Below are 14017 nucleotides of genomic sequence, written 5' to 3'. Positions count from 1 at the left end.
CATGTCAAAACGTTTCAACACCGGCCTTCTCGTCACGCTCGCTTTTGGAGCCAGCGTCCTTACCAGTTCGATTGCCGCGGCCCGATTCACATGCGCCCCCGGACTCGAGAATGTGGCAGGCACCTGCGTGACTGCCGGCCTTGCCGGATCGATGCGATTACGCAGTGTCCTGATGAACCAATTGAAGATCGGCTATAACCTGCCGATACCGCCACAATTGGAAAACACCTATCCGAAGAATTTTGACGTCAACCGATTTGAATTTAGCCAGCGCGGCAACTTCAGAACCCGCGCGTCTCCCCTTTCGCCCTAGGTGTTCAGTCCCGAGGTGAAGTGGAACGGATTGAGCCGAAAGCGGTATGGCTCATTTGCCCAGGCCGTACAGATGGCTTCATGGGCAGTGAGGCCGCGTCTTCAGCCGCCTGGCGAAGTTGTAGCTGTTCAGGAAAGCCGCGAGCCGATGCTCGATGCCATGACCTCGACAGGTCCGGTCGAAGCGATGGCCGCGCCAACTGGCAGTTGGCCGCCCCTCACCAACGACATCCGGCAGGCGGCTGATCCCGTGGCGCTAAGAAATAAACCAATGACGGTTGCTAAAAGGATGTGTAGCTGCCCACGGATTGGCGATCACCCGGCCACGATTGAGATTGTGTCTCGGCACTGATCTTCCACGGCGGCGCCACCTGCAGCGGCGCAAAGCCTTTCGACACTAGCCTCCTTGCCGACGACGAAATACGACATCTGCCGTATCGCTCGCGTATGAACTCAGCGATATCGTTCACCCCAACTGGACGCGCACAGCAGCCGATCTTGAATTCGGCAGTTGGAAGCAGGAGCGCGCTTTCAAAGTGACAGTCGAATTTTCCGAACGCGTGCAAGAAGGAAATTTGGATATGGCAGTTACCAAGAGCTCCCACATCCGTCGACCAACGCCTCCTCCGTCTCCTCTCAAAGCGTGGGCAATCGCTGTCCTGGCTGGCTTCGGCATTTTGCACGTTGTCGGAGGATACATGCTGAACCACGTGTCGAGTATCCAACCTATCGAAACGGCAACAACGGCGATCCACGGCGACTAGATGGATTTGTTGTTATCGCTTGAGTGAGTTCGGACGCCCCACGCTGTCCCGCTGTTGAAGACGATCACCGTTCCAAAGGAAGCGATGCCATGTCAGACATAGCGGCTTATTTGACGCTAAGCGGGGCGGTTTTTGCGGGCGCGTTCGTTTCCGGCCTTTCCGGGTTTGCGTTCTCGGCGGTCGCCGGTGCTGTCCTGCTACACGTTTTTCCGCCTATGGAAGCCGTGCCATTGATGATGGCTTGCAGCATCACTGTACAAGCGGCCACTCTGTTTGCGCTACGCAAGAACATGCAATGGAAAACCAGCCTCGTTTTCATCGCGGGTGGACTGCTAGGCATTCCGATCGCGATCTATCTCCTGCAGAATGTGGGTACTGGAACCTTCAGACTGGGTTTTGGAGCTCTCGTATCCCTTTACGCGACATATGCCTTGTTCCGGCCAACGCCTGCCTGCTCGCGTCAGATGGAGAGCCAGAGCAGAAACGCGCTGGTAGGGTTTGGTGGGGGATTGGTCGGCGGATTGACTGCGATGCCCGGCGCACTTCCTGCGATCTGGTGCGACATCCATGGTCTCCCGAAAAATCAGCAGCGCGGTCTGGTTCAACCCTACATCGGGGTCATGCAGCTTTTCGCCCTTGCTCTCATGCTTTCGCACCACAGCCTTTCGTTAAAGGTCTTGATCAACTTTGGCATGTCTCTACCCGCCTTGGCTGCTGGAACGGCTTTAGGCATCGTCCTGTTCGGACGGGTCAACGAAGCAGCCTTCAAACGAATTATCCTGGGCTTGTTGCTGTTTTCGGGACTTTGCCTTGTGATCTAGATGCGAGCTCTCAATAGTCGGCTGCTGGCCGGGGTCGGCGAACTAAACCGGCTTGTCCTGCACCGTTTCCTTGGCAATCAGCCGCTCGATCCGCGCTTCTTCCTCGGCGGTGAGCGTCATCACGGCATCATCATCGCCTGCAGCCCTGCCCCGCCGCCGGTTGTGCCACCATAGCGCAACGCCACCACCGATCAGCACCAGTGGCGTCAGCAGCCACAGCAGCAGCGTGTGCAGGTTGAGCCGCGGCTTCAGCAGCACGAATTCGCCATAGCGCGCCACCAGGAAATCCAGCACCTGCTTGTCGCTTTCGCCAGTGGCGATACGCTCGCGCACCAAGAGGCGCAGGTCGCGCGCCAGCGGTGCATCGGAATCGTCGATGGACTGATTCTGACAGACCATGCAGCGCAGCTCCTTCGACAGGTTGCGCGCGCGGCCTTCCTGCGCCGGGTCCTTCATGATCTCGTCGGGCTGCACCGCATGCGCGAGCGGCGCAGCGAGCAGGAACATAACGGCGATGAGGCTTGCGACAATGCGTGTCACGCCATCACTCCGCCGGCTGTAGTGCGCGCGCCGCCTTGGCCGGCTTCGGCGCGCCGACGCGTAGCCGTCGGTCGGACAGTGACAGCAGCCCGCCGAAAGCCATCAGCACCGGTCCCCACCAGATCATCAGCACCAGCGGCTTGTGATACATCCGCACGGCAACCGCGCCGCCGGCGGCCTCCTCACCGAGCGAGATATAAAGCTGGCTGGCGCCGCGCGAGAGCAGCGCGGCTTCCGTGGTGGAGGACTGCCGCGCGGTGAAGTTGCGCTTCGATGGCGTCATCTCGCCGATCTCGTCGCCGCCGCGCGTCACCCTGAAACGCGCGAGGCTCTCGCGGAAATTCGGCCCCTGCCGCTGCGTCACATCCTTGAGCGTGAGCTCATAGCCGGCAAGCTTCGCCACATCATTCGGCTGCATGGTGCCGATATATTCGGTATTCCAGGTGCTCTCGCAGACGATACCGATCAGCGCGACGCCGATGCCGGCATGAGCAAAGGCCGTGCCCCAGGCCGCGCGCGGCAATCCGCGCGCACGGCGGAACGCCGCACCGAACGGTAAACGAAACAGCATGGTGCGTTCGGCGATATCGACGATCGATCCGGCAATGACGAACACGCCGAGCCCGATCGCGAGCGGTGCCAGCGCCGCACCGCCCGTCGTCCATGCCCAGACGAGTGCCACCGCCAGAAGCGCGGCGATTCCGGCAGCCATCAGCCGTTGCGTCACGCCTCTGAGATCGCCGCGCTTCCACGCCAGCAACGGCCCGAACGGCATCGCCAGCAGCAACGGCACGAACAGCGGCCCGAAAGTGAGATTGAAGAACGGCGCGCCGACAGAGATTTTCTCACCGGTCAGCATTTCCAGCGCCAGTGGATACAGCGTGCCGATGAACACCGTCGCGCAGGCCGTGGTGAGGAACAGGTTGTTCAGCACAAGCGCGCCCTCGCGCGAGATCGGCGCGAACAGTCCGCCCTGCTTCAGCGACGATGCACGCCACATATACAGCGTCAGGCTGCCGCCGATGAACACGCACAGGATCAGCAGGATGAACACGCCGCGCGTCGGGTCGGTCGCAAAGGCATGAACCGAGGTGAGGACGCCGGAGCGCACCAGGAATGTGCCGAGCAGCGACAGCGAGAAGGTCAGGATCGCGAGAAGGATGGTCCAGACCTTCAGCGCGTTGCGTTTCTCCATCACCACTGCGGAGTGCAGCAACGCGGTGCCGGACAGCCATGGCATCAGCGAGGCGTTCTCGACGGGATCCCAGAACCACCAACCACCCCAGCCGAGTTCGTAATAGGCCCAGTAGGAGCCCATCGCGATTCCGAGCGTCAGGAAGATCCATGCCACCAGCGTCCATGGCCGCACCCAGCGCGCCCAAGCGGCATCGATGCGGCCTTCGATCAGCGCGGCGACGGCGAAGGAGAATGCGATGGAGAAGCCTACATAGCCGAGATAGAGCATCGGCGGATGCACGGCGAGGCCGATATCCTGCAGCACCGGATTGAGATCGCGCCCCTCGAGCGGCGGCTGTGCTAGGCGCAGGAACGGATTCGAGGTCATCAGGATGAACAGATAGAACGCCGCAGCGATCCAGCCCTGCACTGCCAGCACATGCGCGCGCAGCGACAGCGGCAGATTATTGCCGAAGGCGGCGACGAGCCCGCCGAACAGTGCGAGGATCGACACCCACAGCAGCATCGAGCCTTCATGGTTTCCCCACACGCCGGTGATCTTGTAGAGCAGCGGTTTTGCGGAATGCGAATTCTCGAACACGTTGGCGACCGAGAAATCCGACGTGACATAGAGCGTCGTCAGCGCGAGAAACGACAGCCCCGCAAACAGCAACTGCGCCAGTGCCGTGGAGCGCGCGACATTCATCAATGCCGGATCGCGCAGGCGCGCACCGATGATCGGCACCGTCGACTGGATCAACGCCAGCGCCAGCGCCAGCACCAATGCATAGTGTCCCGCTTCGGCAATCACTGCAAAACACTCTGTTTTGCAGGCGTCACCACAGGCTTGGCGGCGCCCTGCGACATCACCGGCTTGCCACCCTCGCCTTCCTGCCAGCGCCCCTGTTTCTTGAGTGCGTCAGCGACTTCCTTCGGCATGTAGTTCTCGTCATGCTTCGCCAGGACCGTATCGGCCTTGAACACGCCCGACGCATCCATCGCGCCTTCGGCGACAACGCCCTGCCCCTCGCGAAACAGATCCGGCAGGATGCCCTTGTAGTTCACCGGCAAGGTTGCGCCGCCATCGGAGACCTTGAAGCTCACGGCGAGATTATCCCCGCGCACCAGCGAGCCCTGCTCGACCATGCCGCCGAGGCGAAAGCGCTTGCCGACCGGGATCTGCTTTTCGGCAACCATCTGCGGCGTCGAGAAGAACACGATGGAATCGCGCAGCGCGTTCAGCACCAGCCCGGCCGCGATGGCGAGCACCACCAGCGCTCCACCTATCATCGTCAATCGTCGCTGCTTGCGCGTCATTGGAAGTCACCCATCCAGCCCGGAGTCTTTCAGGCCATCGTTCAGCTTGCGCAGCCGCTCGGCATCCGTGCCGACCGCCTCCCGTGCATCTGCCAGCGCGCTCTTTGCCTTGTCGCGCTCACCGAGCACCATATAGGCACGCACCAGCCGCAACCATCCCTCGACGTCGCTGCCATCCTGCTTGAGCCGCGTGGCGAGCCGGTCGACCATGCCATGGATCATCGCATTGCGGTCGCCTGCATTCATGCCCTGTACCGACGCGATCGTGTCTTCCGACAGTGCCGGCAGGTTCGGGCCTGACTTCGGAGCGCTGCCGCCGACACGCGCCAGGGCCGCCGTGACCACCGGACGCCACGGCGCATCCGCAGGTCCCTTTGCCACCATGTCGCGCCAGATCGCCGCCGCGTCGCTGCCACGCCCGTCCTGCTCAGCCGCGAGGCCCAGGAAGTAGCGTGCCTTCACCTCGCCGGCATCGAGCGCGACAGCGCGTTCGAATTCGGTCTTGGCATCCGCGGTGATGACACCATTGGCGGCCATCGCCATGGCCTCGCCGAGATCGGCGCGCCGCGCGGCCGTATCGCCGGCATAGGTGATCGCATTGCGGAACGCGCGCACCGCATCGTCGGTACGGCCGATCTTCGCCAGCACAGGCGCCAGCACGGTCCAGCCGCGGCCGTCGGTCGGGTTTTTCTCGAGATGCTGCTCGACCTGTGCGACGAGATTGTCCAGTGGCTGGGTGGGACTGGGCGACTGGTTGCGCGCGGCGAGCGGAAAGTCCGGCATGGCAGGCGAACCGAGCGGCAGATAGAAGCCGACGGCCAGCAGCGGCAGGCCGATCAGCGCCACCAGCGCCACCGCGCGGCGAAAGCCGGGACTGCTGCCCACGGACGCCGCGCCCTCGGCATCGACGGCCGCCAGCAGACGACGGCTGATCTCGACACGCGCCGCCTCCGCCTCCGTCGGCCCGATCAGGCCGGCGGCGGTATCGCGGGAGATTTCAGCGAGCTGATCGCGGTAGACAGTGGCCTCGGTGCCCCCGGCATCGGAGCGGGTCCGGCCAAGCGGCCACAACACGGCGAAAGTCGCTGCGGCGGTCATCAAGGCGAACACAAACCATAAGGCCATCAATGGGTTCCGGCGTAGTCTTGAGTCGATCTAAACGACGTCTTTGCCGGGTTACACCATGGCCGCCGACGCCGCGCAATTGACTTTTATGCCATCGCGACGTCAGGACGCTTGTTCTGGATCAAGGATTGCGGCGGCTGCGAGCCCGCTTTCCGAGTAATGCCCCCTCCGCGACGTGGATGCCCTCCGGTAAGACCCATCGACGCGATTGATGAAACCGCTATCGGGCCTGTCGCGCGCCGACAAAGGCCGCGGTTATTTCATCCGGCGCAATGATGAAGTGCGCAGAGCGTGCATTCCCGCGCGCCGGATCATGAAGCAACTTGCATTCGCTGAACGGGAATGGACCCGACCACGAATTCAGGATCACAATCATGAAGCTCTATCACCATCCACTGTCCGGCCACTCTCATCGCGCGCATCTGTTCGCTTCGCTCCTTGGCCTGCCCCACGAACTCATCGAGGTTGACCTGAAGTCGGGCGCGCACAAGACGCCGGATTTCCTTGCGCTCAATCCGTTCGGTCAGGTGCCGGTCCTCGATGACAGTGGCACCATTGTCTCCGACTCGAACGCGATACTCGTTTATCTCGCCAAGACATCCGGCCGAACCGAGTGGCTGCCCGATGACGCGAAGGGAAGCGCGGCGATCCAGCGCTGGCTGTCTGTCGCTGCCGGCCAACTGGCCTATGGTCCTGCCGCTGCACGGCTGATCACCGTTTTCGGCAGGAACTTCAATCCAGAGGAAGTCATCGAGCGCGCGCACGCCTTGTTGGCACTGGTCGAAGCGCATCTCGCCGATCGCGACTGGCTTGTCGGCAATGGTCCGACCATCGCGGATGTGGCGCTCTACAGCTACATCGCAAGCGCGCCGGAAGGAAATGTCGATCTGTCCGGCTATCCCAAGGTGACCGCCTTCTTGCGCCGCATCGAAGCGCTGCCCGGCTTCGTGCCTTTCGCCAAGACACCCGTCGGCCTTGCCGCTGCGGCTTAACTGCGTGTGTCGGGCGTATCCAGCCATACGCCCGACACCGCCAACGAGAGCGGACCGATGACCGATACTATGTCGCTATCAAAACTGGACATCTGGCACGCCGGCGAGAAGGCGATTCAGGAAAAGGTCGGCGTTTCGACTCACATGGATGAGCTCGGCAGGCGTATCGTGCGCGACTACATGCCGACGCAACACCGGGATTTCTACGCCCAGATTCCCTTCATAGCGCTCGGCAGCGTCGACGGCGCAGGTGACGCATGGGCCACATTTGTCACCGGCAAGCCCGGCTTCATCTCATCGCCAACAGCGCAATCGCTCGATATCGATGTCGTCAGGGAGCCAAGCGATCCCGCCAGCGAAGGGATGTACGAGGGCGATGCAATCGGCCTGCTCGGCATCGAACTTCACACGCGCCGCCGGAATCGCGTCAACGGCATCATCGGGCCGTCGGACAATTACGCCATTCATTTTGATGTCGACCAAAGTTTCGGCAATTGCCCGCGCTACATCCAGCTCCGCGATTACGAGTTCGTCCGCGATCCACGCGAACTGTTTACGGGAAATATCGAAGAGAAAGCCGAAATCGACGCAACGGCACGCGGCATGATCGAAGCCGCCGACATGTTCTTTGTCGCGTCCTATGTCGAGCGAGAATCCCGTCGACAGATCGACGTCTCGAGCCGCGGCGGCAATCCCGGTTTCGTTCGCGTTGCCGACGACGGCACGCTCACAATCCCGGATTTCGCAGGCAATCTCTTTTTCGCCACGCTGGGCAACATCCTCATCAACGGCAAAGCCGGACTCTTGTTCGTCGATTTCGAGACCGGCGACGTCTTGCAGATGACCGGTGACGCCCGGGTCATACTGGACTCCCCGGAGATCGCCGCCTTCCAGGGCGCCGAGCGCCTTTGGCAATTCAAGGCGCGGCGCGTCGTTCTTCGGCGCGGTGCCCTGCCCCTGCGCTGGTCGTCCCGGCCCGACGGATGGGCGCCGAGCACACTCATGACAGGCAGTTGGGAGCAGGCAGCCGGTCGTCTGCGGGCTGCAGAACTTGCGATCAAATGGCGGCCATTCAAGGTCATCAACATCGTCGATGAGAGCGCAACGGTCAGGTCGTTCCATCTGGAGCCGACTGACGGCGCCGGTCTCCTGCCTCATCGCGCCGGACAGTATCTTCCGATCAGACTGCCCATTGACGGAGCGGAGAAGACCACCATCCGAACCTATACGCTGTCGGTCGCGCCTTCGGATCACGTCTACCGCATCAGCGTCAAACGCGACGGACTGGTGTCGCAGCAGCTACACGACGGCATCAATATTGGCGACGTGATCGAAGCAAGGGCGCCCGCCGGTGAATTCACGATCGACGCCACTCAGGCGCGACCAGCGGTGCTGCTGGCGGGCGGCATCGGCATCACGCCTATGCTCGCGATGCTGCGGCATGTGATTTACGAAGGGCTGCGGACGCTCAAGATTCGACCGACCGTGCTTTTTCAGGCAGCCCGTTCGAAGAACGAGCGCCCCTTCGGCAACGAATTGGATGAACTTGCGACCTCCGCTGGAGACGCAGTCCGGGTCATCCGAGTTCTCGGCGACATCACGGATGCCGAAGAAGGCCCCGACTACGACGCTGCGGGGCGTATCGACATGGCCCTGCTGTCACGGTTCATGCCGGTCGGCGACTACGATTACTATCTCTGCGGACCTTCCGGGTTCATGCAGTCGCTCTATGACGGTCTTCGTGCACTGAATATCGCTGACAACCGTATCCACGCCGAAGCATTCGGTCCCGCGTCACTGGTACGAACCGTCGACAGCCCGGCGACAGCGCCGGCGCGCCAGCCATCGTCGTCGACATCGGTGCATGTGGTGTTCGCAGAGTCATTGAAGGAAGCGCGCTGGACGCCTGAATCCGGCACGCTGCTCGACCTCGCCGAATCCCGAGGCCTGAGCCCCGATTTCAGTTGTCGGGAAGGACATTGCGGCACCTGCCGAACGAAGCTTCTGGCGGGAGCGGTGACCTACGTCAAAGATGCAGCCGCTGCGGCGGCCGACGATGAAGTCCTGATCTGCTGTGCCGTTCCGGCCGCACAGAACGGCAACGAAGCCAATCGCATTCAATTGGCGCTCTGATCTCGGGATGAGGCGATGCGGATGTCACATCGCCGACGAGCCATTTCGCATCGCCTGGCCTAGCCGGCCCGCTTCGGCTTGCGCTCGACCACGACCATGGCCTGCTCGGCGGCGCGGCTCATCAGCGAGGCATATTCCTGGCCGAACAACACCTGGCAGAAGCGGATCGCAGCCTTGGCCTGCATCTGCCGGTAGCTACGGACGCGGGCATCGCCTGCGCGCAGCGACTGCACCAGCGACTCCGTGGACTTCTCGACATATTGCTGCAGGTCGGAATAGGTCCGCAGCGTCACCTCGTTGATGGCGAGTTCGCTGGCATAGGTCCGGCACACCGCGACGAAATTGATCAGCGCCACGGTCTCCTCGACCTCGGCGAAATCGATCGTCGCCGTGGCAGCAATATCCTTGTCAGGGCGCTGGCGCAGCAGACGCCGCACCCTGCCCGGCACGCTCTCGATCTCCGACTGCAGCGTCGAGGAAATCTCCACCCGGATCGCCGCCATCTGGCGTCCCCAGGTGGAATCGTTGCGCATGTCGAGTTCGGTGCGCAGGCCGCGCACGCCGTCATGGGCGACCTTGAGATGTTCGGGGGCGCTGTCGAACTTGCCGCGCCTGATATCGGAGCGCAGTTCGGCCGCGACGCGATTGAGATCGGACAGCGCCATGGTCACGGCGACGCCATAGGGCGTGGCGGCCACGCGGATTTCATCGTCCGAGGCCGCGATCTTCACCGCCAGACGAATGATCTGCCATGGCGCCGCCAGCCGCTGCATCACCAGCGAGAGTGCGAAAGGCAGCACCTGCGGCGTGGTCAGCGTCGGCACGTTCAGCGCGCTGTTCACCGAGGCGATCTGGCTATCGCCAAAGCTGCGCAGCACGCTCGGCAGCTTGCCGGCAAAACCGTCGAGTTGCTCGCGCGCCTTTAGCACCGCTCCGATGGACGGCAGGTCCTCGACGGCATGGGTCGGCCCGATGCGGGCCGCGCCGCGATTGCCCGACGTGGCAGCGGTAATGGCGGCTACTGCCGCCTGCTGGAATTTCTTGACCGCGCGCTCAATGTCAGAAGCGCCCGGCTCGGGCGATACGGTGACGGCCGCCTCGAACTCGCGCACGGCGTCTGCGGCGTCGCGCTCCAGCCACTGCCAGATCGGCAGCAGCGAGGCGCGCCGGATCTGTCCGGGCCGGACATTGCCCACACCTTCGACAAGGAACGGCTCGAGCGATTTGAAAACCAGCCGGGTCGGATCCTCGACGCGCGGGCGCACTGCATTCTCGTGGCCGCGAACCACGCCGCGCAGCAGGTCGAGCACGAAATTGGCGACCACGACGTCTTCGCCGCGCTCGATCGCGCGCTCATATTCGCGCATCAGCAGCATCTGCGACTGCTCGGGCAGTTGCGCCAAATACTCCCGCAAGCGATCGATCGAGGTTTTGTTCATGCAGCCTAGGAATCCGTGCTTTCCGGTCGATCTACAACCGAAAATCGCCACCGATTTTTGTAGCAGGCGCCCCGTTAAGAAGGCGTTGAGGAACCGGGATCAGGCCGCCGCCCAGGTGCCTTCAGGGCTGCGACAGGCGGTGCCACGGGCGGTCTTCAGGTCACCATTGACGGTGACCGTGTGGGAAAAGCCGCGGCATTCCCGGCCCTTCTGGTTATAGGCCGGTCCGGCGACGATGTTGCCATAGCGTCCCGACGTGGCGTTGCGCCAGGGCACCGGCGCGCCGGGTGCACCGCGGTCGAGGGCGGCGATCTGGGCCTCGTAGGCCAGCCGGCGGTCCTCGTCGTTGAGCTGGGCGCCGAGTTTGGCGCCGATCAGCCCGCCAAAGGCGGCATTGGTCACAGCCGCCGCTGCGTTTTCCTCGGACAGGCCAACGGCCGACTTGGTGCTGCTGTAGGCCCGGGCGATCGTATCGGTGCCGAGGCCCAACCCGCCGTCCGACGTCGTCACGTCGCAACCACCCAGCGTCAGCGCGACGGCGGCAACACAGAAGGCGTTGAACTTGACCATGGACCGCAGACCCCGAACGCAAACCGGAACACAGGAAACGTCAAAGACGTTACGAACGGGATAATTCGGGCGACAACGGGGCGCAACAAGGCCGGAACTCAGACACCCGGCAACACCAGTTCGGCCCGCAGCCCGCCGATCGGCGCCTTGCCGAGCGTCAGGCTACCGCCATAGAGCGCGGCCAGATCGACCACGATGGACAGACCCAGACCTGACCCCGGCTTGGTCTCGTCGAGCCGCTGGCCGCGGCGCGCGACCTGGGCGCGCTCGGTGTCCGACAGCCCGCGTCCGTCGTCATCGACGATGATCCGCAGCTTCGACGCCGGATCGGCACCGCCGGTGCGCTCGACCTGCACGCCGATGGTGACGTGGGAGTCCGCCCATTTGCAGGCGTTGTCGACGAGATTGCCGACCATCTCCTCGATGTCCTGTTTTTCGCCACGGAATTTCGCCGCGGCATCGGCCTCAAGGTCGATGGTGATGCCGCGATCCCGGTGAATCTTCTGCATCGTCCGGCACAGCGCCTCCAGCGCCGGCGCGACATCGGTGACGGTGCCGACGATGGTGACGCGCGCCGCGATCCGCGCACGCTCCAGATGATGCGTCACCTGATCGCGCATCACATCGGCCTGCTCCAGCACCTTGCTCGCAAAGGGGTCGATGCCACGGCTGTTCGCCTCGTTGACGATCACCGACAGCGGCGTCTTGATGGCATGGGCGAGATTGCCGACGTGGGTGCGCGCGCGCTCGACGATGGCGCGGTTGGCATCGAGCAGCGCGTTCATCTCGCCTGCCAGAGGTGAGATCTCGACAGGGAATGTGCCCTCCAGCCGCTCGGCACGGCCGGACCGGATATCGGCAATGGCGTCCGACATGCGCTTCAGCGGCGCAAGGCCGAAGCGGACCTGGAAGATCGTGGTAAGCACGAGCACGATCGAGAGTGCAGCGAAAGTGCCGCCAAGATAATAGTCGAAGGTGCGGGTTTCCTCGAAAATCTCGGTGGCGTCGCCGGCAACGCTGATGCGGAATTTGCCGTCGGCGCCGAGATCGACGGGACGCTCCACCATGCGCAGGCGCTGGTCTTCCGGCCCATCCACATAGCCCTGGCGGATCCCCGACGCCGTGAGCTCGATGCCCTGGTCTTCGAGCTTGGGCAGCTTCTTGTCCCACAGCGAGCGCGAGGCCCGCATCTCGGTCTTCGCGCCTTCGGTAGGTGCGATTTCCCAGTACCAGCCCGACAGCGGCAGTTCGAACAACGGCTCGCCAAGCGATGGCGTATCGTGATCGGGCGCGTCCGGCGGATTGGCGACTTCGGCCACCAGGGTACGGAGATAGAGATTGAGGCGGCGATCGAAGGCGCGCTCGGTGGCGCTGCGATAGACCGAGGACAGGACGATGCCGGTGATCAGAAGGATCACCACCACCCAGGCCGTCGCCGACAGGAACAGCCGCGTTGCGAGCGAGCTGTTGCGCATCAGCGCATGATCCCGGGGACGATCACGGCTGCGGCGGCGTGAGCAGATAACCGAGGCCGCGCACGGTCTGGATGATATCGACGTCGAGCTTCTTGCGGATACGGCCGACGAACACCTCGATGGTGTTGCTGTCGCGATCGAAATCCTGATCGTAGAGATGCTCGACCAGTTCGGTACGCGAGATCACGCGGCCGGTATGATGCATCAGATAGGACAGCAGCCGGTATTCGTGTGATGTCATCTTGATCGGATTGCCGGAAACGCTGACGCGGCCGGTGCGGGTATCCAGCGACACAGGTCCGCAAGTCAGCTCCGACTGGGCGTGGCCGGTGGAGCGGCGCAGCAGCGCGCGAATGCGGGCCAGCACCTCTTCGAGGTGGAAAGGTTTGGCGACGTAATCGTCGGCGCCGGCATCGAAGCCTTGGACCTTATCGCTCCAGCGATCGCGCGCCGTCAGGATCAGCACCGGCATGATGCGGTTGTTGCGGCGCCAGGCTTCCAGCACCGAAATGCCGTCCATCTTCGGCAGGCCGATATCGAGCACCACGGCGTCATAAGGCTCGCTGTCGCCGAGGAAGTGCCCCTCCTCGCCATCGAAGGCGCGATCGACGACATAGCCGGCATCGGTCAGCGCCGTGGTGAGCTGACGGTTCAGATCGGGATCATCTTCGACAACAAGCAGGCGCAAATGACTTCTCCGCGTTCACAATCCGAATTGATGCCCGGACGCGTGAACACTCCATGAATGGCGACGGCCGCCAACCTTACTTTTTCTTCACACCGTCTTTGACCAGAACCGCCTTGACCAGCTTCTCGACCATGCCAGGCGAATCCTGCCCGGTGAGTGCACTGACCTTTTCGCGGGTGCGGCCGCTGATATAGACGCCTAGCACGCCGAACCGGAACCCCCAATAGGTCACCAGGAGCGCTGTGGCGTTGACCAGCGCGTTGATGGTCTGGATGTCCCCGGTCCAGAATTCGTGCATCAGAACACACCACAGCGCGGCGCATTCTACCGTCAATTCCAGCGCATAGGCCGGCCGCCACCAGCGCTGCAGCGGATCGTCGCTGGCGATCTCGGCGCGGATCGTCGCCTGGGTCTCTGATATCGCCGCGCGCTGGGTCTCCGCCTCGGCGCGGATCATGTCAGCCCAATGCGCCTCGGCCTCGGCCAGCCTGGTCGGATCGGCCGCGGGGAGCGCCGCCTGCACCGCCGCCGGCGTCAGTGTCACCGAGCCCACCGCCTTGGCGAGGATCTCGCCGGCCACACCGCCGAGCGGACCGCCCAATGCCGTCCCCAGCATCGGCGCGCCCAACGCAATCACCTGTTTGGCAAGGTCACCCCAGTCCATG

General features: G+C 63.2%; 13 protein-coding genes. 4 read left to right on the top strand and 9 right to left on the bottom strand.

The features are described 5' to 3' along the window. Position 1: 1 nt before the first annotated feature. Positions 2-313, top strand: a complete 312-nt coding sequence (locus AB8A50_RS02650; RefSeq protein WP_120290907.1) for a hypothetical protein — start codon at positions 2-4, stop codon at positions 311-313. 852 nt (positions 314-1165) lie between these two features. Then, complete coding sequence (locus AB8A50_RS02645) at positions 1166-1897, top strand: sulfite exporter TauE/SafE family protein (RefSeq protein ID WP_120290905.1); 732 nt, start codon at positions 1166-1168, stop codon at positions 1895-1897. A gap of 42 nt (positions 1898-1939) precedes the next feature. Here the strand turns inward: AB8A50_RS02645 and AB8A50_RS02640 are convergent, their stop codons facing one another. The 4 genes from AB8A50_RS02640 to ccmI are packed head-to-tail and all read right to left on the bottom strand — an operon-like array spanning position 1940 to position 6055. After that, a complete protein-coding gene (locus tag AB8A50_RS02640; protein WP_439076714.1) occupies positions 1940-2437 on the bottom strand; it encodes a cytochrome c-type biogenesis protein in 498 nt (165 codons plus the stop codon). A gap of 4 nt (positions 2438-2441) precedes the next feature. After that, entirely contained in the window at positions 2442-4424 is a 1983-nt protein-coding gene (locus AB8A50_RS02635) for a heme lyase CcmF/NrfE family subunit (protein ID WP_439076712.1), read from the bottom strand. Then, a complete protein-coding gene (gene ccmE, locus AB8A50_RS02630; protein WP_089267088.1) occupies positions 4421-4930 on the bottom strand; it encodes a cytochrome c maturation protein CcmE in 510 nt (169 codons plus the stop codon). Before ccmE ends, AB8A50_RS02635 begins: the two co-directional genes overlap by 4 nt. A gap of 6 nt (positions 4931-4936) precedes the next feature. Further along, entirely contained in the window at positions 4937-6055 is a 1119-nt protein-coding gene (ccmI, locus tag AB8A50_RS02625; protein ID WP_439076711.1) for a c-type cytochrome biogenesis protein CcmI, read from the bottom strand. A 374-nt stretch (positions 6056-6429) separates the two neighbouring features. Between ccmI and AB8A50_RS02620 the strand changes: the two genes are divergently transcribed. Continuing rightward, positions 6430-7047 carry a glutathione S-transferase family protein gene (locus tag AB8A50_RS02620; protein ID WP_184515565.1) on the top strand — a complete coding sequence of 206 codons (618 nt, stop codon included), beginning with the start codon at positions 6430-6432 and terminating at the stop codon, positions 7045-7047. A gap of 57 nt (positions 7048-7104) precedes the next feature. Next, positions 7105-9180 carry a 2Fe-2S iron-sulfur cluster-binding protein gene (locus AB8A50_RS02615; RefSeq protein ID WP_439076709.1) on the top strand — a complete coding sequence of 692 codons (2076 nt, stop codon included), beginning with the start codon at positions 7105-7107 and terminating at the stop codon, positions 9178-9180. A gap of 59 nt (positions 9181-9239) precedes the next feature. Here AB8A50_RS02615 and AB8A50_RS02610 read toward each other — a convergent pair whose 3' ends face one another. The 5 genes from AB8A50_RS02610 to AB8A50_RS02590 all read right to left on the bottom strand — a co-directional run bounded on the left by AB8A50_RS02610 (position 9240) and on the right by AB8A50_RS02590 (position 14016). Then, positions 9240-10619 (bottom strand): hypothetical protein, encoded by a 1380-nt coding sequence (locus AB8A50_RS02610; protein ID WP_439076707.1) that lies wholly within the window; start codon positions 10617-10619, stop codon positions 9240-9242. A 99-nt stretch (positions 10620-10718) separates the two neighbouring features. After that, complete coding sequence (locus AB8A50_RS02605) at positions 10719-11189, bottom strand: RT0821/Lpp0805 family surface protein (protein WP_439063560.1); 471 nt, start codon at positions 11187-11189, stop codon at positions 10719-10721. Positions 11190-11287: 98 nt separating this feature from the next. Next, positions 11288-12664, bottom strand: coding sequence for a sensor histidine kinase (locus tag AB8A50_RS02600; protein WP_315841590.1), 1377 nt, complete (start codon positions 12662-12664; stop codon positions 11288-11290). Between the two features lie 22 nt (positions 12665-12686). Continuing rightward, entirely contained in the window at positions 12687-13352 is a 666-nt protein-coding gene (locus tag AB8A50_RS02595; RefSeq protein ID WP_089267078.1) for a response regulator transcription factor, read from the bottom strand. Positions 13353-13428: 76 nt separating this feature from the next. Then, positions 13429-14016: a 3TM-type holin gene (locus AB8A50_RS02590; RefSeq protein ID WP_089267077.1), complete on the bottom strand. Its 588-nt coding sequence runs from the start codon at positions 14014-14016 to the stop codon at positions 13429-13431. Position 14017: the final 1 nt, after the last annotated feature.

It is taken from the genome of Tardiphaga sp. 841_E9_N1_2, assembly GCF_051811065.1.
Lineage (GTDB): Bacteria > Pseudomonadota > Alphaproteobacteria > Rhizobiales > Xanthobacteraceae > Tardiphaga > Tardiphaga robiniae.
Note: the sequence above shows the minus strand (reverse complement) of the source record. Positions and strands in the feature narration are given on the sequence as shown.